25 protein-coding genes are annotated in these 24,434 nt (G+C 30.1%); 15 read left to right on the top strand and 10 right to left on the bottom strand.

Features of this window, described 5'->3' with window-relative positions; all coding sequences use genetic code 11:
* Positions 1–3: 3 nt before the first annotated feature.
* Positions 4–777 carry a C40 family peptidase gene (locus F7018_RS09070; RefSeq protein WP_150899749.1) on the top strand — a complete coding sequence of 258 codons (774 nt, stop codon included), beginning with the start codon at positions 4–6 and terminating at the stop codon, positions 775–777.
* Between the two features lie 92 nt (positions 778–869).
* Here the strand turns inward: F7018_RS09070 and F7018_RS09065 are convergent, their stop codons facing one another.
* The 8 genes from F7018_RS09065 to hemA form a co-directional block, all read right to left on the bottom strand.
* On the bottom strand, positions 870–1,487 hold the full coding sequence (locus F7018_RS09065; RefSeq protein WP_150899748.1) for a TlpA family protein disulfide reductase: 618 nt from the start codon (positions 1,485–1,487) through the stop codon (positions 870–872).
* A gap of 26 nt (positions 1,488–1,513) precedes the next feature.
* The gene (hemE, locus tag F7018_RS09060) at positions 1,514–2,539 is read right to left on the bottom strand and encodes a uroporphyrinogen decarboxylase (protein WP_150899746.1); all 1,026 of its coding nucleotides are present in this window, start codon (positions 2,537–2,539) and stop codon (positions 1,514–1,516) included.
* A 1-nt stretch (position 2,540) separates the two neighbouring features.
* The gene (locus tag F7018_RS09055) at positions 2,541–2,987 is read right to left on the bottom strand and encodes a protease complex subunit PrcB family protein (protein WP_150899744.1); all 447 of its coding nucleotides are present in this window, start codon (positions 2,985–2,987) and stop codon (positions 2,541–2,543) included.
* 18 nt (positions 2,988–3,005) lie between these two features.
* A complete protein-coding gene (gene hemL / locus F7018_RS09050) occupies positions 3,006–4,292 on the bottom strand; it encodes a glutamate-1-semialdehyde 2,1-aminomutase (protein ID WP_150899742.1) in 1,287 nt (428 codons plus the stop codon).
* 24 nt (positions 4,293–4,316) lie between these two features.
* Complete coding sequence (locus F7018_RS09045) at positions 4,317–4,622, bottom strand: hypothetical protein (protein WP_150899741.1); 306 nt, start codon at positions 4,620–4,622, stop codon at positions 4,317–4,319.
* A 22-nt stretch (positions 4,623–4,644) separates the two neighbouring features.
* The gene (gene hemB, locus F7018_RS09040; RefSeq protein ID WP_150899740.1) at positions 4,645–5,610 is read right to left on the bottom strand and encodes a porphobilinogen synthase; all 966 of its coding nucleotides are present in this window, start codon (positions 5,608–5,610) and stop codon (positions 4,645–4,647) included.
* 82 nt (positions 5,611–5,692) lie between these two features.
* Positions 5,693–7,279, bottom strand: coding sequence for a hydroxymethylbilane synthase (hemC, locus tag F7018_RS09035; protein ID WP_150899739.1), 1,587 nt, complete (start codon positions 7,277–7,279; stop codon positions 5,693–5,695).
* Entirely contained in the window at positions 7,263–8,531 is a 1,269-nt protein-coding gene (gene hemA, locus F7018_RS09030; RefSeq protein WP_150899842.1) for a glutamyl-tRNA reductase, read from the bottom strand. The genes hemC and hemA overlap by 17 nt, the downstream gene beginning before the upstream one ends.
* A 211-nt stretch (positions 8,532–8,742) precedes the next feature.
* Here hemA and F7018_RS09025 point away from each other — a divergent pair, with 211 nt between their 5' ends.
* The 10 genes from F7018_RS09025 to F7018_RS08980 all read left to right on the top strand — a co-directional run bounded on the left by F7018_RS09025 (position 8,743) and on the right by F7018_RS08980 (position 17,682).
* On the top strand, positions 8,743–9,630 hold the full coding sequence (locus tag F7018_RS09025) for a helix-turn-helix transcriptional regulator (protein WP_150899738.1): 888 nt from the start codon (positions 8,743–8,745) through the stop codon (positions 9,628–9,630).
* Positions 9,631–10,137, top strand: a complete 507-nt coding sequence (locus tag F7018_RS09020) for a TrmH family RNA methyltransferase (RefSeq protein WP_150899736.1) — start codon at positions 9,631–9,633, stop codon at positions 10,135–10,137.
* Positions 10,137–11,156 carry a ferrochelatase gene (gene hemH, locus F7018_RS09015; RefSeq protein WP_150899734.1) on the top strand — a complete coding sequence of 340 codons (1,020 nt, stop codon included), beginning with the start codon at positions 10,137–10,139 and terminating at the stop codon, positions 11,154–11,156. Before F7018_RS09020 ends, hemH begins: the two co-directional genes overlap by 1 nt.
* Positions 11,157–11,158: 2 nt before the next feature.
* Complete coding sequence (locus F7018_RS09010) at positions 11,159–11,740, top strand: CopD family protein (protein WP_150899733.1); 582 nt, start codon at positions 11,159–11,161, stop codon at positions 11,738–11,740.
* 75 nt (positions 11,741–11,815) lie between these two features.
* On the top strand, positions 11,816–12,727 hold the full coding sequence (locus F7018_RS09005; RefSeq protein ID WP_150899732.1) for a glutaminase: 912 nt from the start codon (positions 11,816–11,818) through the stop codon (positions 12,725–12,727).
* A gap of 130 nt (positions 12,728–12,857) precedes the next feature.
* Positions 12,858–13,382 carry a hypothetical protein gene (locus F7018_RS09000; RefSeq protein ID WP_150899731.1) on the top strand — a complete coding sequence of 175 codons (525 nt, stop codon included), beginning with the start codon at positions 12,858–12,860 and terminating at the stop codon, positions 13,380–13,382.
* A gap of 467 nt (positions 13,383–13,849) precedes the next feature.
* Positions 13,850–14,062: a hypothetical protein gene (locus F7018_RS08995; protein WP_150899729.1), complete on the top strand. Its 213-nt coding sequence runs from the start codon at positions 13,850–13,852 to the stop codon at positions 14,060–14,062.
* Positions 14,063–14,171: 109 nt separating this feature from the next.
* On the top strand, positions 14,172–15,074 hold the full coding sequence (locus F7018_RS08990) for a hypothetical protein (protein WP_150899728.1): 903 nt from the start codon (positions 14,172–14,174) through the stop codon (positions 15,072–15,074).
* Positions 15,075–15,449: 375 nt separating this feature from the next.
* Entirely contained in the window at positions 15,450–15,905 is a 456-nt protein-coding gene (locus tag F7018_RS08985; RefSeq protein WP_150899726.1) for a hypothetical protein, read from the top strand.
* Positions 15,906–16,302: 397 nt separating this feature from the next.
* Positions 16,303–17,682 carry a leucine-rich repeat domain-containing protein gene (locus F7018_RS08980; RefSeq protein WP_150899724.1) on the top strand — a complete coding sequence of 460 codons (1,380 nt, stop codon included), beginning with the start codon at positions 16,303–16,305 and terminating at the stop codon, positions 17,680–17,682.
* A gap of 65 nt (positions 17,683–17,747) precedes the next feature.
* Here the strand turns inward: F7018_RS08980 and F7018_RS08975 are convergent, their stop codons facing one another.
* Positions 17,748–18,212, bottom strand: a complete 465-nt coding sequence (locus F7018_RS08975) for an ester cyclase (protein ID WP_175578695.1) — start codon at positions 18,210–18,212, stop codon at positions 17,748–17,750.
* A 116-nt stretch (positions 18,213–18,328) separates the two neighbouring features.
* On the opposite strand from F7018_RS08975, the gene F7018_RS08970 reads away from it, so the two are divergent.
* Positions 18,329–18,646, top strand: a complete 318-nt coding sequence (locus F7018_RS08970; RefSeq protein WP_150899722.1) for a winged helix-turn-helix transcriptional regulator — start codon at positions 18,329–18,331, stop codon at positions 18,644–18,646.
* Positions 18,647–18,663: 17 nt separating this feature from the next.
* On the opposite strand, the gene recR is transcribed toward F7018_RS08970, so the two are convergent.
* Positions 18,664–19,284: a recombination mediator RecR gene (gene recR / locus F7018_RS08965; RefSeq protein ID WP_150899721.1), complete on the bottom strand. Its 621-nt coding sequence runs from the start codon at positions 19,282–19,284 to the stop codon at positions 18,664–18,666.
* A 94-nt stretch (positions 19,285–19,378) separates the two neighbouring features.
* Between recR and F7018_RS08960 the strand changes: the two genes are divergently transcribed.
* From F7018_RS08960 to F7018_RS08950, 3 genes are all read left to right on the top strand, one after another.
* Positions 19,379–20,839, top strand: a complete 1,461-nt coding sequence (locus tag F7018_RS08960) for an aminoacyl-histidine dipeptidase (RefSeq protein WP_150899719.1) — start codon at positions 19,379–19,381, stop codon at positions 20,837–20,839.
* Between the two features lie 161 nt (positions 20,840–21,000).
* On the top strand, positions 21,001–21,690 hold the full coding sequence (locus tag F7018_RS08955; RefSeq protein WP_150899717.1) for a hypothetical protein: 690 nt from the start codon (positions 21,001–21,003) through the stop codon (positions 21,688–21,690).
* Between the two features lie 2 nt (positions 21,691–21,692).
* Positions 21,693–24,434, top strand: a complete 2,742-nt coding sequence (locus F7018_RS08950) for a TonB-dependent receptor (protein WP_150899715.1) — start codon at positions 21,693–21,695, stop codon at positions 24,432–24,434.

Below are 24,434 nucleotides of genomic sequence, written 5' to 3'. Positions count from 1 at the left end.
TTAATGTCTTTCGGAATTTGTAATTTAAGTGTTGTTCCTCTTCGACTAGAGCCTACTGATGTTTCAGAAATGGTGAATCAGGTTGTTTTTGGTGAACATTTTGAAGTTTTAGAAAAAACTAAAAAGTGGAGTAAAATTCGTTTAGCCTTTGATAATTATGAAGGGTATATCGATAACAAACAATACGAAGAAATTTCTAATGAAGACTATAGTCTATTATGCCAAGAAAAAAAGCATTTTGCAGGTGAATTAATAGACTTTATTACTGATGATAGTCATAACTTAACTACCATACCAATGGGAGCTAGACTTCCTTTGTTTAATAACAACAAAATAACCATTAATACTACTTCCTATTTTTATGAAGGAAAGGTGTGTAATAAACAATTAACAAAAGCTGCTATTATAGAAACAGCATATTTGTTTTTAAATGTTCCGTATTTATGGGGAGGTAAATCTCCTTTTGGAATTGATTGTTCGGGTTTTACACAAACAGTATATAAATTATGTGGTTATAATCTTTTACGTGATGCTAAACAACAAGCAACACAAGGAGATGTATTAAGTTTTATTGAAGAAAGTGAACCTGGAGACCTTGCCTTTTTTGATAACGAAGAAGGTATTATTACACATGTTGGTATTATTATGAACGATTATAATATTATCCATGCTCATGGTAAAGTTCGTATTGATAAATTAGATCACAGTGGTATTTACAATGTAGATACTCATCAACACACACATAAACTTAGAGTAATAAAGAGATTAATTAATTAATTAATTAATCTCTTTATTGTAAAAAATATTATACATAAAAAAACTCTTTCTGTAAAGAAAGAGTTTTTTTAATACTATTATTTAAATAACTTTTATTTAATTACTGGTTTAATAAAAGCTTCTAATTCTTCTTCGTTCGCTGCGTTTACTTCATCCCATCCCATATCTTTGGTTGGAGATAATGCACCTCTTTTAAAGTCTAAAATTCTTTTCTTACCTGTTATTAGATATGCAGATGGATAATCTAATTTATGAATAAATCCAGCAACTCTAATACTTGATCTATCTGATAATTTTTCTTTAGAAGGCACTAGAAAGATTCTTTTGTCTAACTTTTTTGCCATTCTTTTTACTCCGTCTTCTTTATCCCAAAAAAGCATGATAAACTCAACTTTATCACTGTACTTTTCAACTAATTTATTTAAGGCTGGTATTTCTCCCCAACAAGGAGCACACCAAGTAGCTGCTGTTAATAATACAATTGGTTTTTTTATTGCATCTGTACTAATTGTTTTTCCATCGATAGAAGTAAAATCATAGTTAGAAATATACTTATCTCTTATACAATTGTACACAATATCGTCTAACAACGCAGCATCATTGCTTGAAGTTGCAATACAATCGTCTACGATATCTTTATAATAAATCTTCTTTTGTGCAAAAGTATTCGAGACAGCTATCAACGCTAAAACCAGTAATAATCTCTTCATTTTTAATAATTTAAGGGGATTAAATTTTAAATATTATACTCCTTTACCGCATCAATAAATGCCTTTGCATTATCTAGCGGAATATTAGGTAAAATTCCGTGCCCCAAGTTAACAATATATTTGTCTTTACCAAACTCATTTATCATTTGGTGTACCATTTTTTTAATTTCAGCAGGTGGAGATAGTAATCTAGATGGATCAAAATTACCTTGTAATGTAATATTTCCTCCTGATAAATAACGTGCATTTCTTGCCGAACATGTCCAATCTACTCCTAATGCTGATGCGTTAGACTTGGCCATTTCTCCTAACGCAAACCAACATCCTTTTCCGAAAGCGATTACTGGAGCATCATCTTTTAATGCCTCTATTATTTGATTAATGTATTGCCATGAAAATTCTTGATAATCTGTTGGAGATAACATTCCTCCCCAAGAATCAAAAACCTGAACAGCATTTACACCTGCCTGTACCTTAGCTTTTAAATAAGCAATTGTGGTATCTGTTATCTTCTGTAGCAATTGGTGTGCCAAAATTGGTTGCGTGTAACAAAACTCCTTTGCTTTATCAAAATTCTTAGACCCTTGACCTTGTACTACATAACACAAAATAGTCCATGGTGAACCTGCAAAACCTATTAAAGGAATTTCGTCATTTAATTTTTCTTTGGTTGCCTTAATTGCATCCATAACGTATCCTAATTCTTCATGAACATCTGGAATTATTACGCTATCTAAACCTTTTTTGTCTCTTACTGGATTTGGTAAATAAGGACCAAAATCTGGCTTCATTTCCACTTCAATATTCATTGCTTGTGGTATTACCAAAATATCTGAGAATAAAATTGCAGCATCCATTCCATATCTACGAATAGGTTGCACTGTAATCTCTGATGCTAATTCTGGAGTTCTACAACGTGTAAAGAAATCATACTTTTTTCTAATCTCCATAAACTCTGGCAAATATCTTCCAGCTTGACGCATCATCCACACTGGTGGACGATCAACAGTTTCTCCTTTTAAGGCTCTTAAAAATAAATCGTTTTTTATCATTTTATTCTGTTACAAAGACTATGTCTTTCTTTGTTTTTGGTATTTTTACTATATGTATTGGTTGTGTAAGTACCATAGTAACCATATCCGTTGGCTTTGGACCTTTAGACTCTATTGTTACCAATAACTTACTTTTTTCTTCCTTTATTTTTGAAATTTCTACTGAAAATCCTCCTGTGTTTTTTTGAGAATCTATAGCTACCACTATAATACTCTTTGAAAAGTCTATTAAATCATCCATTTGATTAACTACTTCAGCTTTTTTCAAAAATGATTTCCAATCTTTTTCGGTTTTAATTACAAGATTTTCTTTTTCAAACTTTCCTAAACTATCTCCTGATAATGTTCCTTTATATAAAGAGTTTATCATTGTTTCTTGATTTTCTTTATTGTTATTAGGGCATGATGCTAATAGTATACTAAAAAAAATTGCGAACATTGTTTTCATAAACTCCTATATTTTAATTTACATCTTAGAAACAGCTTCCATAGATTTATCAATCGCTTTCGCTATCTTTTCTATATCTTTTTCTGATAAAGCTGATGATAAAAACCATGCTTCAAACTGTGATGGAGGTAAAAATACTCCATTTTTCATCATTTCCCAGAAAAACACAGCAAACTTCTCTGTATCACATGTTTGTGCTTCATCAAAATTCGTTACTTTTTTATTAGTAAAGAAAGGATTGATCATAGATCCAAACCTATTCACTGTAATTTCTATTCCATATTTTTTTGCTGATTCTAACAAAAACACCTCTATAATTTGAGCTATCTCGTTAAACTTCTCGTATGGATTTTGTTTTTTCAACTCAGTTAAAGTAGCTATTCCTCCTGCCATAGCAATTGGATTACCACTTAATGTCCCTGCTTGGTACATTCCTCCTAAAGGCGCTACCATTTCCATAATTTCATTACGTGCTCCGTAAGCTCCTACTGGGAAACCTCCTCCTATTACTTTTCCTAAACAAGTAATATCAGCTTCTACATCAAATAATTCTTGTGCTCCTCCAAATTTAGATCTAAACCCAGTCATTACCTCATCTACTATTAATAAGGCTCCTTTTGATTTTAAATACTCTTTTAACTCCTTTAAAAAGTTATTTTGTGGAGTTACAACTCCCATATTACCCGCTACTGGTTCTAAAATAACCCCTGCAATATCATCATGTTCTTCAAAGTGCGCTTTTACACTTTCCAAATCATTATAATTAGCAATTAAAGTATTCTTTACAGCTCCTTCTGGCACTCCTTTTGAACCAGGTAAACTTAAAGTCGCTAATCCAGATCCTGCTGCTACCAATAATGCATCTTGGTGTCCATGGTAACATCCTGAAAACTTAATAATTTTGTCCTTTCCTGTAAAAGCCCTTGCTAAACGTATTCCGCTTAAAACAGCTTCAGTTCCTGAGTTTACAAAACGAACTTTATCCATACCTGGAAATGCATCACAAACTATTTTTGCTAATTTAATTTCGTTTTTTGTTGATGCCCCAAATGAATATCCATTTTTTAAAGCTTTTGTAATTGCCTTTTGTACTTTTTTATGGCGATGACCTAATATCATAGGCCCGTAAGACAATACTAAATCTATATAAGAATTACCATCTACATCGATAATTTTACTTCCTTTTGCTTTTTTAATAAACAATGGATTCCCTCCTACTGAAGCAAATGCTCTTACTGGTGAGTTTACTGCTCCTACTAGATTTACTAATCCTTGTTGATATAATTCTTGTGATTTTTTAAACATAACTCTATTATTATTTGTTTTGTTTTAAATTCTATAACCTACATTCATCCCCTCTTCTTTTAAATAGCTATGAATTCTATTTGAAGGTTCTTTAAATTTTTTACTAAAAAGCTTCAAGAATAAAACTCCAGTGCCAATCATAAGCCTTGTTTTCATTTCTGGAATAGCAGCCTCTATTAATATTTTATCTTTTTTAATAAAAATATCAACTCCACTATATTTTGTATTTTTCACAATTATACAATCTCCAGCTAATTTTCTATTCCCTATACTATATTTATATTCTGGAAATTTACTTTCAAGCTTAGTCTTTATTTTTTCAAAATTCATTTTATTAATAAAATTATATTACCTATTTATTTAACAAAGCTCTTGCTGCTTCTTTAGCAAAATAGGTAATGATAATATCAGCTCCTGCCCTTTTCATAGATAATAAGCTCTCCATCATTACTCTTTCTCCATCTATCCATCCTTTTTCTGCAGCTGCTTTTACCATTGCATATTCCCCACTTACATTATAACAAGCTATTGGACGATCAAAATTTTCTTTTAAGTCTCTAATAATATCTAAATACGATAATGCTGGTTTTACCATTAAAATATCTGCTCCTTCTTCGTCATCAAACGTAGCTTCACGTAATCCTTCATCTCTATTTGCTGGATCCATTTGGTAAGTTCTTCTATCTCCAAAGCTTGGTGCAGAATCTGCCGCGTCTCTAAATGGTCCATAAAATGCTGATGCATATTTTACTGAATATCCCATAATTGGTAAATTCGGATACCCTGCCTGATCTAAGCTCTCTCTAATCATAGCTATTGTTCCGTCCATCATTCCTGAAGGCGCTACCATGTCTACTCCAGCTTTTGCATGTGATATTACTTGCTTTGCTAAGTTTACTAAAGTAGCGTCATTATCAACATCATTGTCGCACAAAACACCGCAATGTCCATGAGAAGTATATTCACAAAAACACACATCTGTGATTACGTATAAACTTGGATAATTCTTTTTAATATAACGAACAGCTTGTTGCATAATTCCGTTATCATTCCATGTTTCTGTTCCTACCTCATCTTTTTCAGTTGGAATGCCAAATAAAATAACCGCTGGTATGTTTAAAGCAACTACTTCATCTAATTCTTTTGAAACAGTATCTAAAGACCAACGTTTTATTCCTGGCATAGAAACAATCTCTTTTTCTATTCCTTCTCCTTCTTCAATAAATAAAGGATAAATAAAATCGTTTACCGATAATTGATTTTCTCTTACTAACCTTCTGATTCCATCTGTTTTTCTTAGTCTGCGTGTTCTAAACATAGTTTATCATATTTTCAAACAGAGCGCAGTTGAGATTTTTTTTTACAAATATCTCTATACTGCGCTCGTATGACATTTTAATCTATTTTTTTACAAAGTGTAAATTCACCAATTCTATTACACTTTCTACTGTAGGTAATTTTGCAACTTCTACCTTTTCAAAATGTTTTCTTGCCTCTTTAGCTGTGCTTTCTCCTATACAAAAAGCCACTTTATCTGCTGCATTTTCTTTCATGTAGCTTTCTACTGTAGATGGACTATAAAATAAAACTCCGTTTACTTTCTCACCTACTTTAGCTGGGCTATACATCGTTTTATAAGCTTCTACTTCATTTACTCTAATTCCGTTTTCTGCTAAAACACTTGGTAATGTATCTAATCTTAAGTCGCTACAAAAATATGTTACTTCCTGACCTTTTATTTCTTTTACAAGATACGCTGCTAACTTCTCAGCATTTCTTTCTGAATGTGTAACCTTACCTATTTTTTGCTCGATTAACTTTTTTGTTCTTCTACCAACACAATAAATATTTTTAAACTTCAATTCATCAGAAGTAAATGAATTCGCTATTGCTTCTACTCCATTTTTACTTGTAATGATTACGTTTTCAATTTCATTTTTAACAACTTTAGGTGCTATTCTATTAAAACGAATTTTAATAAAATCACTATCCTCAACTGCTATAGAGGTTGGCAATAACTTCTTTTGAATTTCTGATAATTTCTTTGTTGAAAATATGGCAAACTCTTTTTCAAGTCCCATATCTTCCATCATTAATTCTTTTCCTCCTTTATTAATTACATAGTCTGCACAATCTTTTGCTAAGAATTTATGACGTCCAAGCTTTCCTTTCTTATTTACAGAAATCTTTTTCTTTCCGTCTCTACTTAACAAAATACCTTTAAAATTAATCTCTTCAGTCTTGTCGTCAATATAAGCTAATGCTCCAATTGGTGCTGTACATCCTCCTTCAAGTCTATTTAGAAACTCTCTTTCTATCCCAACACAAACTTGCGTTTCATAGTGATTCAATTGCTCACATGCATCTTTAGAGAAATCATCATTTTCTAAAGCTGTAATCATAATTGCTCCTTGTGCTGGTGCTGGTATCATCCATGAAAGACTAATTGCTCCCTTTGGTCTTATACCTATTCTTTCTAATCCTGCCGCTGCAAAAACAGCTCCATTCCAATCGTTGCTTGCTAACTTCTCTAAACGCGTATTTACGTTTCCTCTTAAATCAACGACCTCATGTGTTGGGTAACGATTTAACCATTGTGCTTTTCTACGTAAACTACCTGTTGCTATAATTCCTTTTGGCTGTCCAAAAAATTCTTCATTGTCTTTTAACACCAAAATATCAGCATAGTTTGCTCTTTTCAATACAGCTGCTTGCACAATTCCTTGTGGTAATACTGTTGGAACATCTTTTAATGAATGTACTGCTATATCAATATCGCCATTTAACATAGCGATATCTAAATTTTTAGTAAATATTCCTGTAATTCCTAGTTCGTATAAAGGTTTGTCTAAAACTAAATCTCCAGTAGATTTAATTGGAACTATTTCACATTTATACTCTAACTCTTCTAATTGCTTGCGAACTTTGTTTGCTTGCCACATAGCCAATTGGCTATCTCGTGTACCTATTCTAATTATCTTCTGCATGGATAGTTTCTAAATTTGCTCCAAACACTTTAGCCATCACTTCTATACTTTTGTTTACAGAAGTTTCTTCATCTTTTAAGTGTTTTACAAACTGTGTAGTTATTTTTTGGATAAATCTTGATGTTATAACTTCTGCTTGAGTTTCATCAAAATCTTTTATTTTTTTCTTGTGGAAAGCTATTTCTCCTTGTTGAATTGTTTTTAACGATTGTTTTAATGCGTTAATTGCTGGTGTAAACCTTCTATGATTTAACCACTCTTGAAACTCTTCATTATGTGTTTCAATAATTGCTTCTGCAACAGGAATTTCTTGTTGACGAATTGCTAGAGTTTCATCAGTTATTTTAGATAATTCATCTACATTTACCAATGTTACATTATCTAATTCAGCTACTTCTTTAGAAACGTTTGCTGGCATAGACAAATCTAAAATTAACAATTCTTTGTTTGTTAAAATATGTTCTTTCTTAATGGTTGCTTCTGAAGCTCCAGTAGAAACTATTAAAACATCTGTATTTGCAATCTCCTTATTTAAGTTTTCATACTTCGCATTTCTAATCGAAGTATTTTCTTTTACAAAGGCTATTGTTTTTTCTTCTGTTCTATTAATTAAACTTACTGTTTTATTTTGCGTGTATTCCGCTAAGTTTTTACAAGTATGTTTTCCCATTTTACCTAATCCAAAAACTAAAACATTTTTTGAATTATAGTCTTCTAGGTTTTTAATCATGTATTGAACAGCTGCGTAAGAAACGGATGTTGTTCCTGAACTTAACCTAGTTTCATTTTTAACACGCTTACTTGCTTGCATTACATGATTTAGCAATCGCTCAAAATATGCATTGGTAGTCCCAGCTTCTTTAGCTAATTTAAAAGCTTGTCTTAACTGACCTACAATTTCATAATCTCCTAAAATTTGACTATCCAATCCTGTTCCCATTCGAAACAAGTGGTTAATCGCCTCTTTGTTTTTATATACATTTGATACTTGAGCAAATTCTTCTACAGATCCATTTGAATACTTACAAAGCATTCCTATTAATTGAAATGGATGATCTGCAAAACCAGTTATTTCTGTTCTATTACAAGTTGACAGTACAAAAATACCTTTCATACCTTTACTCTTAGCTTCCTCTAAAAGTGCTACTTGGTTTTCTTTAGAAACACTAAACTTCCCCCTAATAGTTGCGTCAGCTTTTTTATAGCTAACTCCTATGTTATATAAATTCTTGTTATGTTTTTCTTCTACCATTAAGTCTTCGTCAATAAAAAGTGGGTCAAAAATATAAAGTTTCCTCATAAAAAAGTATCGCTAAAAGAACTTTTAATGTCGTTATTTGTTTTTTATCGTAAAATTAATGCTAAAACACAGATAAAGTGTATTTTTGCAATAAAATCAACTATTAAGGATGGATTACATTAGAATCATTCTAAATAAAAATTTTTAATTTATCTTTTGATCTATGTCAAAAAACATCGCAGAAAGTACATTTAGAGAAGTTTCTTTAGAAAAAGGTTTTTTTGTATTAAAATTCCAAAACAATTCTAACAAAACAGAAGTATATAAAAGAGATATTGACAGCTCTTATATTCAACTACATTACTGTGTTAAAGGAAATTGCAAATTTCATTTTAACAACAATAGTTACACTTTTAATGTACTTGACAAGCATTCAATTTTCTTATACAACCCTCAACAGAACTTACCTATCAATTTAGAAATTCTACCAAAAACATCTTTGGTTTCAATAATTATATCTATTGAAAAATTTCACGCGTTGTTTTCTAACGAGGCTAGTTATATTCCTTTTTTAAGTGATGACAACAAAAACAAAAAATATTACGATAATACCGAGATAAAAGCAAATGCTTTAATAGTGCTTCAACAAATTCTAACGGCAAAAAACCAAAGCTCTATGCGTAACCTCTATATAAAAGGTAAAACATACGAACTTTTAAGTCTTCATTTTGATAATGGTGAAAACACCAATGATGAATACTGCCCTTTTTTAGTTGATGATAGAGATGTTTTAAAGATTAGAAAAGCAAAGGATATTATTATTTCAAAAATGAGTGAACCTCCTAGCCTACAAGAACTAGCTAATGAAGTAGGTTTAAACTTAAAGAAGTTAAAAGAAGGCTTTAAACAAATTTATGGAGATACTGTTTACAGTTTTTTATTTGATTATAAAATGGAACATGCTCGTAAACTTTTAGAAAGTAATCAATTTAATGTAAATGAAGTTGGTATTCAAGTTGGATATAGTACTTCTAGCCATTTTATAGCTGCTTTTAAAAAGAAGTTCGGTACTACTCCAAAGCAATATGTAATGAGCTTACAAAAAGAATAAATGAAACAACTAACACATTACGACATACAAAACACTCAAAAAAGTTTTCCCATCACCATAGTTTGTGATGCTATAAGAACACCTGAAAATATTGGGATGTGTTTCCGTATTTCTGAAAGTTTTGGTGTCAAAAAAATATTTCTGCATGAAAATTCTCCAACAGTTGAAAACAGAATTGTTAAGAAAACTGCTAGAAATACACTAAATCAAATTGACTATGAATACTATACCAACTTTGAAGAAACTATTAATAAATTAAAAGAAGAAGGAAATACCATTGTAGGTATTGAAATCACGGACGAAAGTGTAAACATTCAAGATTTTGATTTTTCTTCTAAAGAAAAAATAGTATTGCTATTAGGTAGCGAAAGAAACGGAATTGAAAATATAAATTTAGTAGATGCAACTGTTGCTATTCCAATGTTTGGGCGCAACTCTTCTATGAATGTAATTCATAGTTTAGCTATTGCTCTATATGAAACCACAAACCAACTGAAAAGTATATAATGAAAGGAGTTTTACTTGTAAACTTAGGCTCACCAAAAAGTACTGACCCTAAGGACGTAAAAGAATATTTAGGTGAATTTTTAATGGATGAACGCGTTATTGATGTTCCATTATGGCTACGCACTTTTATCGTAAAAGGTATTATTTTAAATACTCGTCCAAAAAAATCAGCAGCTGCTTATAAAAAAATATGGTGGAAAGAAGGTTCACCACTAATTGTTTTATCTGAAAGACTACAAAGCAAAGTTCAAGCAAAAACTGAACTTCCTGTAGCATTAGCTATGCGATATGGAAACCCATCTTTAAAGACTGGATTACAAGAATTGCACGACAAAGGTGTTACCGAAGTTATGCTAGTCCCACTCTACCCTCAATTTGCTATGGCAACTACTGAAACAATCGTTGTGTTAGCTGAGGAATTACGCAAAGAGTTTTTCCCTCAAATGAAGATTACTGATGTGCCTGCTTTTTATAACAAACCAGAATATATCAAAGCTTTATCAAACAGTATTAAAGATTACTTATCTGACAAAGATTACGATCATATATTATTCTCTTACCATGGAGTTCCAGAGCGTCATATATACAAATCTGACATCACAAAAAGTCATTGTAAAATAGATGGTAGTTGTTGCAACACTCCATCTAAAGCTCATAAATTCTGTTACCGCCATCAGTGCTTACAAACTACTAAGAACGTAATATCAGAATTAGATTTAGATGAAAACAAAGTTTCAACCTCATTCCAATCACGTTTAGGAGTAGACCCTTGGCTACAACCATATACTGATAGAACTATTGTGAATAAAGCCGAAAAAGACGGTATTAAAAAACTTGCAATTGTTACTCCTGCCTTTGTTTCTGATTGTTTAGAAACTCTAGAAGAAATTGCCATGGAAGGTAAAGAAGAGTTTTTAGAAGCTGGCGGTGAAGAATTCTATACTGTTCCTTGTATTAATGATAATGACGAATGGGTTAATGTTTTAGCTGGATGGATTAACGATTTTAACAAAAACTAATTATGGATTTTTTTTATGTAAAAGCTTTACACATTATTTTTGTAGTAACTTGGTTTGCAGGATTATTCTATATTGGCCGTTTATTTATTTACCATGTAGAAGCTGAAAAAAAAGACGAACCTGCCAAATCTATCTTACAAACTCAATACAAATTAATGTCTAAGCGCTTATGGTATATAATTACTTGGCCGTCCTTATTTTTAGCTAGTTTTTTTGCTTTTTGGATGCTTTGGAAAAATCCTTATTATTTAGAAATGCCATGGATGCACGTTAAACTTTCTTTTGTTTTAGCCTTATATTTTTACCATGGCTTTTGTCATAAAATATATAGTGAATTACAAAATGATAAAATACGTTATACTTCTACCAAGCTTCGTATTTTCAATGAAGCTCCAACCATAATTTTATTTGCTGTTGTTTTTTTAGTTGTTTTAAAAGATACTATTAATTGGATATGGGGAGTTGTAGGTATTATTCTTTTTGGCGTTTTACTAATGATGGGAATTCGTTTATACAAAAAAATTAGAGCTAAAAAATCTTGGGACAAATACGAACAAGAACTTATTGACGAAGACAAAAATTAAACAGTTAAAATAACTAAGAGTTAAGTTTCAACTCCAACTCTTAAAACTCAACTACCCTTTCAATTATCTTCATTAATGGATTTTACAGAAGTAATAAAAGAAGTATTCAAAAAAACTAGTAACATTGAGAACAAAGGTGAATTAGCCACCTACATACCTCAATTAGCAAAAGTAGACTCAAAAAAGTTTGGGATTCATATATCTACATTGGACAATTTGAGCTTCGGTATTGGAGATTACTCTGAAAAGTTTTCTATTCAAAGTATTTCCAAAGTTTTATCTTTAAGTTTAGCTTACCGAACTCTTGGAGAAGATATTTGGAACCGACTTGGCGTTGAACCCTCTGGTAACGCCTTTAATTCTTTAATTCAACTTGAAACTGACAATGGAATTCCGCGAAATCCATTTATAAATGCTGGTGCTATTGTTATTTCAGACATTCTTATAAGCATATTAGACAACCCTAAAAATGACTTTTTAGATTTTGTAAGAAACATAAGCAACAATCCCAAATTAAACTATTCTAGTAAAATTGCTACTTCTGAGAAAGAAGTTGGGTTTAGAAACATTGCCTTATGCAACTTTATTAAATCTTTTGGAAATATAAAAAACAATCCTGATGATGTTCTTGATTTCTATTTCGATCTTTGCTCTTTAGAAATGAACTGTAAAGAACTTTCCGAAGTATTTTTATTCTTAGCAAACGAAGGAAAGACAACAACGAACTCTCAAGTTTTAACCAAGAGTCAATCAAAAAGAATCAATGCTTTAATGCAAACTTGTGGATTTTATGATGAGTCTGGTGAGTTTTCTTTTAAAGTGGGATTACCTGGTAAAAGTGGTGTTGGCGGTGGAATTTTAGCAATCCACCCAGGAAAATACAGTATTGCTGTTTGGAGCCCTAAATTAAACGCTAAAGGAAACTCCTACAAAGGAATGAAGTTTCTTGAAGAATTCACCACAAAATCAGAATTATCAATTTTCTAACCCTAATCTGACATCTATTCAAATAAACAAAACCTTCTATTCACCTATAGATTCAATCATCTTATCTAATTTTTTCAATTTGGTCAATTCCTAAAACTAATTTTACCCCAAATTTTTAAATTAGAATGAGATGTCAAATTCCTTTTTAGAACTAAAACGCTTAACCAATGAGTCTTTTCAAGACTATCTTATCAGAATTAGAAAAAACAATGCTTTTAATCATATTCCTGACGAAGTACTAGAACAATGGATGTACCCTCATTTTAATCAATCTTTTACTATTAAAAATTATTCATCGATTAATTTTTATGAGGTAAAGTTTAGTCTAGTTGAACTCACAACAAACCAAATCAACAAACTTACCATACTTAACAAATTCAGTTCTTACGTAGATATGAAATCAAAACACAAAAGTTTTGAGAGTTTTTCATATTTAAACCCTAGAGATCTTAATCATTGGAAAAATAATAAAACCTGGGCTACACCTCCAATAATTATAAAACCTATAGATTTCCCCGAATTAGACAACACCAATATAAAAACTAAAAAAAATCATCATTTAATTGAAGGACATAATCGATTGGGGTATTTTAAATCTATCAACTCTTTCTCTAAACTGGCTGACACTCATAAAGTTTTTCTAATTAGAAAATAACCCTATCCCCTCTCTTTTCTTACATCCTCTATTTTTTATCTTATCCAACTAAATTTGGAGATATTTTTATACATAAAAAATCATAACAAATACATTTACAACACCATTCAACTAAGTAAACTAACATCTTTTTTTCTTTTAATTACACATTACCACACCTCAACTACACTTTCACTCTATTCATCTAATTTTCAATAAAACAACTACCATCTCCTACTATCTTTGAAGTATAAACTAAAAGTTTTTTTAATAGTTTGATTGATTAGTTAATTTAGAAAAGAAGTATCCGGGGGGACAGCTTCTTTTCTTTTTTATTTCAAAAAAAATTGCTTCTCTCCTAAGAAAACTATACAAATTGATTTCTTACTCACAATCAATCGCATATACATTTCTTACTTACGTTTATGAAGTTACCTTAAATCACACGTCTTAATTACCTTTATTTGAGAAACTTAAATTTTTATATTATGATAAACAACATTTCAAACTTAGGTACAACTTTAAACAAAGAAGAACTACAATCAATTAAAGGAGGAGGATATGGTTCAGTTACTTGTGGAGATGGAACTGTATTTGAAGCTACTGCAGAATCAATGAACTCAGTAGTTCAAGGTGGTACTTTCTGGTGTTTACATCATGGACATGGTAGCCCAACTAATTTTTCTTTCAACGAAAGATAAAATATTTACTAAACTAGCTCTCTTTTCAGAGAGCTTTTTAATTCTTCCCAACCACAAAACATCATTCTCTTTTAAGTATATTCGCTACATACTAACTTCCATTACATCTATGAACGAGATAAATATTTTTATAAATGCTTTTGGTTTAATCGGTGATAACTATGAAGAAAAAGAAGTTCTACATGAAAAAATTTTAACTAAAGATCTTTCAGATAATCATTTAAACGAAACAGATTTAAAGCAAATACTTGAAACCATAATTACTTCTATTAAAGAAATAAAACTATTATATCCCGACGAACAAACTAACATAACTCCTCACAACTGCAATAGATTAGATAGCATAAAATTTGAGATAAAATTTATCGATAATACTAACACTTCTATCACATTAGAAGAACCATCTTTTTTTGAATTAGCTGCTAAACACGAAAGTTTAACCTCACTAATTATAGAATATTGCAAAACCACCGATAATGGTGAAGATGGCAATCGATTAATAATAAGAAACGAATATGACCAAGGACCTCCAGCTGGAACTCATGCCATACTTTCATTAGTTCACCAAAATAAAAAATGGATTCCGTATTATATTCAATTTTTAAGAACCAATGATTTAGAACATGAAATTGAACAAATATGGGATATCGAAGCTATCTTAAAAAAATACGGTTGGTGTGTTGAGACCCATAAACTAGCAATTGCAAGAAACATTAGCTGCTGTGGACAAGCCGGTAAAGAACAGTTTGATCGTTTTATAGAAAATGGCCTTGAAAAATCACTTAACAACAAAAGAAGTAGAGATATTTTTCTAGAAAGTATTTTAAACGAATTTCAAGAATGGAAGTCTTTTCATTTTAGATTAAAAGATGGCTCATTTGAATATTATAAAAAATACATCATTTCTTATGTACAACATTTTGAAAAACTATTAACAAAAAGTGAAATCACAAGTATTGAATCTTTTCTCTTACAAAAATGGGACGACTACAATAAAACAATTATAATTTAATTTTAAAACTAACAACATCTTAAACTAATATTTTCTTTTAATTTGTAACATTTGTTACAAAAACAACATTCTACTTGCTATACATTTACAGAAATAATTAAACAAACAATCTTAGACAACAACTAACTGCACTAATAATGATTTCCCTCAATTTCCCATGTGCAGTTAGTATTATTAATTAAAAAAGCAACAAAAGCTTTTTCAAAACCAATCTTTAGTTAATAATCTGTCTTTCATACTTCTTCTTAATACTACAATTAACTACTAACTCAAAGAGCTTTCTTTTTTTAAAATTCTTCATAACATCAATTTTATTATAATTAATAGAACATAAAAAACTCCCTAAGGAGTAATTATTAATTAAAAACAAAAATTATGGAAACATTAAAAATTGAAATCCCTAAAGGATTTATCGTAAAAAATTTCGACAAAGAAACAGGTGAAATTGAACTTGAGGCTATACCTAAAAAAATAACGGAAGCCATCAAAACTATTCAGGATGTTTTGGATGATAATAACATTACACAAGAAAGACTTGACAAAATGTTTGAAAACACCCCAAAACATTTAAAGTATCAGTACATCATTGAATTATTATGCAAATCTTTAAATGAAGAATGGGTTCCTGATTGGAGTAATCCTGATGAACACAAATACTATCCTTGGTTTAAAATGAGCTCTTCTGGATTTCGCTATGATGACCATGGTCGTTGGGTTACATTTTCAGACGTAGGTTCTCATCTTTGTTTTAAAAGTCCTGAATTAGCCAAATATGCTGGAGAACAGTTTACTGATGTTTTCAGAAAGTTTATGATAATAGAACAACTCTAAGAAACATCAATTACTTAAGGGGAATCCATATCTATCCATAAAATGTTTCGATAAAGTTTTAATACTTTGATTTTTTTACTCTTAAAAAGTAAAATAGATACCAAAAACTTCTATAGTTTATTTTATTCAGGGGGCCGAATATAATAAAAACTATATCCTAATTATCATACAAAAAAACACAACTAAATACATTTTTTAATGGATATTTGACACTAACACACTTTAAAAATAAATTTACTTTTAAGTATATTAGCTACATCCTAAGAAAAGCTTAAAAAAAGAATCTAAAATCCTTATTCTTCCATTAACTCCATTCAATATTTCAGGACAGAGTCTTAACAAATATAGAACTGAAAAGCATTACGAGTGTTAGAATTTTTAAATATGAAAACAGAAAATGAGTAATTACAAAGAAAATATTAGCAGCTATATACACGAAGCCTTAATTTATTTAAAAAAAACTAAAAATTTATGGATAAAAGAAGACCATCCAGAAATTATTGAGCGACTTGAAAACTGGGATTGGAAAACCGATCTAATAAAAATTGAACAACGCTTGCAATCAGCATATAAAAAAATTCTTTTCGAAGAAAACATAGGTACCATTGCCATAAATTGGGATGATTATTACAACAACGGAGTAACTCTTTATTTTGGTTCTGAAAGCGAATACCAAGAATGGGGCGATGATGATTGGCTAGATTGGGAAATTGATTTAACAGATATAATAAACCAAATATTTGGAGGTATTGACAAATGGTACAATGAAATGGAGATTGAATTAGATCTTTTTAAAGAATTGTTTTTAGGACTTGTTGAAACGGCAGCCATTCATTCTATAAAAACCAAAGAATTTAAACAACTTAAAAAACATGACACTTATTTAATATCTAGTGCTTTATGGCATGACTCAGAATACGACATGATATTTAATTCTAAAGAGCCTGTTGTTTACAAATTATCTCTCCGTGAAGAATACAAAAAAACAATACCTGAAGCTCTAGAAAAAGGGTATTATGCTTTTTTTGGTGAAAAACATAACATTTCAACAAAATGGATTAGAAGCAATGGTTCTAAAGAAGGAGTTATACCAGAAGAAATTGGACTCTTTCAAAATGCAGAGGAAATTAAAGCAAAAAACGAATACCTAAAAGACCTTCCTGATACATTATTCTCTTTATCCAAACTAAAAGATTTAGACCTATCACATAATAAATTAAAAAGTATAAGTCAAAACATTACCAAACTACAAAACCTAAACGTATTTGACATATCAAACAATCATTTAAGTCATTTACCAAACGAATTAGCTGAGTTAGCAGAGTTAAAACGATTAAATATTGAGTATAATCAACTAACAAAACTCCCTCCTTTAGAAAAACTCCCAAAATTAGACTCTTTAAGCGCTCATAACAACAATATAGAAGAATTTTCAGAATTACCACAAAGTCTTACTTGGCTTAATTTAAACTCGAATGAGTTAGAACAACTCCCAAAATCTATTACCAACTTAAAAAACTTAAAAACTTTAGTAATCTCTAACAATTCATTCCATTCAGTTCCTAAAGAACTTCTACAACTAACATCACTTGAAAGCATTGAACTAGGCGGAAATCCTTTAGAAGATTTACCCAAAGAACTACTTTCTCTTCCAAAACTGAGAGAAGTAAGAGTAATACCTAATAAGTTTTCTATTGAAAAACGTAAGGAATTAAGAGAAGCTTTTGGTGATATTTTATTTGTAGGTTTCGATAGTGATGCTAACTCATTTATGTAAAAAAACTTACCTTGCTTTAACAATAAAAACCTCTCTATTACAACACATAGAGAGGTTTTTTATTATTACTCTGATTTCATTTGATCAAACATAGCCAAAAGATTTTCAACGTGCCATATCTCAACAATTTTATCATTTTTAATTTTCATTAAATCATGCCCAACAAAATTCACTTCTTTGTTAGTAGCAGGAACTCCAAAAAATTCTCCAGTATGTTTTCCTGTCATTCGCCAACGAACAAAAACTTTATCATCACCTACTAATTCTATAACCCCAAATTCATGTTTAGAATTTGAAAAACCATTTTTTAAAGCTAAAGTCAATCCTTTAATCTCTTTAACCGCATTTCCTCCATGTCCATCATGATCAATCAAAGTATCACTTAGGAGATTATTCATATTTTCCGCTATTCCATTATCTAAAATTTGATAATACTGTTTTGCTATTTCATTTCTATTATTCATTTTTTCTGTTTTTACACAAGCTGTGAAAGCTAAACTCGTAATTAATACTATTACTATTCTATTCATAATCTTTTGATTTTCGCCTACAAAACTATACCTTAACAAACTAATAGACAAGTACATACAAATAAGTACGGTACATACAAAAAAGTATGTAAAACTGATAATCAAACATTTATCTCATGAAAAAAAATGAAAATAAATGCCCTGTAGCCACTGCTTTAAAAATATTAGGTGGAAAATGGACTTTACAAATAGTATATGAAATAGGAAATGAAAAACGAAGATTTGGAGAGTTAAAAAGATTAATTCCTGAGATTAGTGAGAAAATGCTAATTCAAGAATTAAAAAAAATGACCTCCTCTAACATCTTAAATAGAAAAGCCTACCCAGAAATTCCACCAAGAGTTGAATATTCTCTTACTGATAAAGGATTAAAAGTATTACCAATACTTGAGCAAATAGAAAACTTTGGATTGGAATTAATGAAAAATGAATAACAGTCTTTAAAAAAAAACTAACTACCTTTAATTGATTGCTCGAATGGAATCCTATTAACAATACTTCTTCCCAAGGTAACCTCATCAGCATACTCTAATTCCCCTCCTACAGCAATACCTCTTGCAATGGTAGAAGTAGTTATATTGTATTTTTCAATCTGCTTATATATGTAGAAATTTGTGGTATCACCTTCCATAGTAGAACTTAAAGCAAAAATCAACTCTTTAATTTCACCTTCTTTAACTTTTTCAACTAACGATTCTATTTTTAAATTTTGAGGTCCAATACCTTCAATAGGTGAGATTTTACCTCCCAATACATGATACAAACCTTTAAATTGTGCAGTACTTTCAATAGCCATTACATCACGGATATCTTCAACCACACAAACAATTTCTTCATTTCTGTTTGGATTACTGCAAATGTCACATAAAATAGTATCTGAAATATTATGACATTTCTTACATGAATTCACCTCATTACGTAAGTTGGTTAAAGCCTCTGCTAAATACTTTGTATTTTCTTTAGGTTGCTTTAATAAATGTAACACCAAACGAAGCGCTGTTCGCTTACCAATACCTGGTAATCGACTTACTTCATTCACTGCATTTTCTAATAATTTTGATGAAAAATCCATGCTGCGAATTTACAATTTTTCAACTAAGAAACGACCAATATATTTCATCTAAAAAAAGTATCTTCGTACTTTAAAACTAAACTAACAATTCACAATGAATTCTGAAATAAAAAACTTAGAACCTAAGGCAGTTTGGAAAAATTTTGCTGACTTAAATGCTGTACCTCGTCCTTCTAAAAAAGAAGAAAGAGTAATTCAATTTATGGTTGATTTTGGTAATAACTTAAATTTAGAAACCATGGTTGACAAAGTTGGAAATGTAATTATCCGCAAACCAGCTTCAGCAGGTATGGAAGACCGTAAAATGATAGTAATGCAAAGTCATTTAGACATGGTTCACCAAAAAAATGCCGATACTGATTTTGATTTCGACACTGAGGGAATCAAAATGTTTGTAGATGGTGATTGGGTTAAAGCTGACGGAACTACTTTAGGAGCCGATAACGGATTAGGAGTTGCTTCTATTATGGCGGTTTTAGAATCAACTGATATTGTACACCCAGCTATTGAAGCTTTATTTACCATTGATGAAGAAACTGGTATGACTGGCGCTATGGGACTTGAAGGTGGAATTTTACGAGGTGAAATCTTATTAAATTTAGACACCGAAGAAGATGATGAAATTGGTATGGGGTGTGCTGGTGGTGTAGATATTACAGCTACTAGAACTTACAACGAAGAAGATACTCCAGAAAACACCACTGCTTTTCAAATTTCAATTACTGGATTAAACGGTGGTCATTCAGGAATGGACATCATTAAAGGTTTAGGAAATGCCAACAAAATAATGAACCGTTTATTATTTGATGGTTTTACCAATTTTGGCTTACGTGTTTCTGAAATAAACGGAGGAAGCTTACGCAACGCTATTCCACGTGAAAGCTTTGCTACTGTAGTAATCGACTCTATTTCTAAAGAACCTTTCTTATTTGAAATTCACGAATTAATCAATAGTATTAAAGCTGAATTTGCAACTTTAGAACCTAATTTAGCTATTGAATTAACACCTACAGAAACTCCAAATAAAGTAATGGATTTAGGAGTTCAAGAAGGTTTAATCAAATCTTTATACACAGCTTTAAACGGAGTATATCGTATGAGTCCAGATATTGAAGGATTAGTAGAGACATCTAACAATATTGCACGTGTTATTGTTAAAGAAGGAAACATTAAAATAGGATGTTTAACACGTTCTTCTTCTGAAACAAACAAATGGGATTTAGCGAATTCATTGCGTGCTGCTTTTGAATTAGCAGGATTTAACGTAGAGTTTTCTGGATCTTATCCAGGTTGGTTGCCAAATGTAAATTCAGAAATATTACAAACGGTTACAAAATTATATGAAGATTTACATGGAGAAAAACCTAATGTAGCCGCTTGTCATGCTGGATTAGAATGCGGAATATTAGGTCAAAACTATCCTAACATGGATATGGTTTCTTTCGGACCTAATATTAAAGGAGCACATTCTCCTGATGAGCGTGCTCAAATTTCTTCGACTCAAAAGTATTGGAAGTTTTTATTGGAAATTTTAAAGAACACTCCTATAAAATAGTCAATGATTTATTTAAATATTAAAAAACTACCCTTAAGGGTAGTTTTTTTTTGCCTTAAAATACAGTTTAAAAACAAAATCATCATTTTTAAAAAAAACACATATATTTACAGTAAAAAACTGAAAAAGAAAAAATTAACCAACCAAAAAACGCTATTTAATTGAAAAAATTCTTCTCTACCTCTCTGCTATTGTTGTATGCACCTATATGCATATTTTCTCAAAATTTACAAGGAAGCAAAAAGCATCTCATAACTTTCGATTCCATTATTGGACAAGAAAACACAAACTTAAATTATGGTATTCTTTATGAAGAAAAATACAAAACTAAAAAAGGAAACCATCATTTTTTTAAAAGAAATCAATTTCAAAAAGGCAGTGTAAATTATCAAAATGAAGATTTTTTTAATGTTCTTTTAAAATATGATTTAGCTGACGAACATTTGATTGTTAAAATCAAAAAAACATACAAATACTATCCTACCATATTAAGTAATTCCTTAATTAAAGAATTCAAATTAGGTGAACATAAATTTATTAATGATTCTAAATATGGATTCTTAGAAATATTATTCGATTCTGATAAAATCAAACTTTTAAAAAAACATACAAAAGAAAAACACAAAAGATTAACCAACACTCATCGATATTATAAATTTCAAAAACACGAAAATTTATTTTTTTATTATGAAAAAGAATTTATAGATCTTAAAAGCAAAAAGAAACTCTACAAAAGCTTCACTAAAGAAAAAATCAAACATTTTTATAAACAGAACTCTCATATATACAGAGATAATAAAGATCTATTCTTCATAAAATTAGCTAGACTTATAGCATCACCTAAATTGTAAAAATGAAAAAGCAAATCCTCTTTATACTCCTTTTATTGAGCATTAAGGTAAATGCTCAAGTAAAAGAAACCAAAATTTCAATTGATTTTAAGAACCTAAACAAAAAAGAAGCCCTTGAACACATTCAAAATAATACTAACTATACTTTTTTTTACTTAGATAATTGGCTAGATAATTCTAGAAAATCTAAAAAATTTAACAATGTTACTATTAATGAAATTTTAGACTTCATATTCACAGACTCAACCTTAAACTATTACATACACGATAACAATAAAATAATACTAACACAAGGTAATTTAATTAGAAAAAGTATTTATGAAGTTGAACAAATTGCTCAAAATTCTAATATTACCACTGAGAACGTTGTTGAACCTGTAATAATTAATTCTAATACTTACAAAAATACTAAACCAATTAAAATTGGAAAAGAACAAAGAAAAAATCCTCAATCAACATATAACCTAACAGGTATCATAGTTGATCAGAAAAGTAAAAAACCTATTGAGGGTGTTATCTTAATTGAGAGAGCCAAAAATATTTCTACAACAACAAATAAAAATGGTGTTTACAATTTAAAACTTCCATATGGAGAAAATAAAATTGAAGCACTCTTAATTGGGTACAATAACATAAAGAAAAAATTAATTATTTATAACAACGGAAACTTAAATTTTAAGTTATCAGAAAATAGTGAACAACTAGATGAAGTAACAATAAACACGAATAAAAATAAAAACACCAAACAGGTAATTTCTGGAATAACTGAACTAAAATCGGAAGAGATAAAAACTATTCCTTTGGTTTTAGGGGAACGAGACATTTTAAAAGTAGCTACCACCATGCCAGGAATAAAATCGTTAGGCGAAGGTGCTGAAGGAATTAATGTAAGAGGTGGTAAAATAGATCAAAATTTATTTTTGTTAGACAATGGTGTTATCTACAACCCTACTCATTTTCTTGGATTGTTCTCCGCTATAAATCCATTTACTACAAATAATATTAAAATATACAAAGGAAATATCCCATCTGAATTTGGAGGAAGGATTTCTTCTGTTTTTGATATACAAACAAAAGTTGTAGATAAGCAAAAACTAAAAGGAGAAGTTTCAATTGGCCCTGTTACAGGAAATGTAAGCATCCAAACACCTATCATAAAAGATAAATCGGGTGTACTAGTAGGAATTAGGAGCACCTATTCAGACTGGGTTTTAAAAAGTTTAAAAGAAGAAAAACTTGCTAAAAGTAGCGCTTCTTTTTTTGACTTTATAACCAAATATGACCATCTTTTTAATAAAAAAAACTCGCTATTTATAACAGGTTATCATAGTAAAGATAAATACCAAATAGCTTCTGACACTATAAACTCTTATCAAAACACAATTGTTTCTTTAAATTGGAAGCATTCATTTAATGATAAAAACACTGGTAACCTTATTCTTTCCAACAGCACCTACAGTTTTAACTCAGATTATGAAAGTAACGGCAACAATAATTTTAATTTAGATTATAAATTAAACGAAACTAATTTAAAACTAAAGTTTAAATACGTACACTCTAAAAAACATAGCTTCAACTATGGATTATCCTCCAAACTTTATAATATATCTCCTGGAAACTTAACCCCAAAAGGAAACAGTTCTTCTGTAATACCAGTTTTAATTCCTAAGGAAAAAGCTATGGAGAACTCTGTATTCCTTTCCGACAAATACAATATATCAAAGAAACTTTCTTTAAACCTCGGTTTAAGATATACTTTATACTCAGCTTTAGGGGCTTCAACTCAAAATATCTACAAGGAAAACTCTCCTAAAAATGGTGCTACTTTAGAATCTGTTAAAAATTATGAAAACAATGAAATATATAAAAACTATCAAGGATTAAGCTATCGATTATCAGGAAGATATCTTCTAAATAAAAACTTAGCATTAAAAGGTAGTTTTAGCAAACTATTTCAATTTATTCATCGATTAAGTAACAATACATCTGCCTCACCTATTGACACATGGAGACTATCTAACCTCAATATAAAACCACAAGATGGAACACAGGTATCTTTAGGTCTTTTTCAAGATTTAAAAAACAACTACGAAATAAGTCTTGATGGATATTATAAAAAGTATAATAATATTGTTGACTATAAGGTTGGTGCTAGTTTGCTATTAAATAAAAATATAGAAACCGAAATCTTACAAGGAGAAGGAAAATCGTATGGTATAGAATTTTTATTGAGAAAAAATGCAGGAAAACTAAACGGTTGGTTAAGTTATAGCTACTCAAGATCTTTAATTAAACTCGATAGTAAACACCCCGAAGAAAGAGTTAATAACGGTCTCTTTTTTCCTACAAACTTTGACAAACCTCATGATCTTAACATTATTCTAAACTACAAACTAACCAAAAGATTTAGCTTGTCTTCAAACTTTTCCTATCAGTCAGGTAGACCTGTCACCTATCCATCTGGAAAATACATTTTAAATGGAACTGAATATCTACTATATAGTGATCGAAACACATTTAGAATACCAGACTATTATAGACTAGATATAGGATTCAATGTAGAAGGGAACCATAAAATAAAAAAGTTTGCTCATAGCTTTTGGAATATCTCGATTTACAATGTCTTAGGAAGAAACAACCCTTATTCTGTTTTTTTCGAAACAAGAAATGGTAGGGTATCAGCATATAAAAGCTCTGTATTCTCTGTTCCAGTTCCTACAATTACCTATAACTTTAAATTTTAA

The sequence above is a fragment of the Tenacibaculum aiptasiae genome, assembly GCF_008806755.1.
Taxonomy (GTDB): domain Bacteria; phylum Bacteroidota; class Bacteroidia; order Flavobacteriales; family Flavobacteriaceae; genus Polaribacter; species Polaribacter aiptasiae.
The sequence above is the reverse complement of the archived record's forward strand: the minus strand, read 5'-3'. Positions and strand labels throughout refer to the sequence as shown.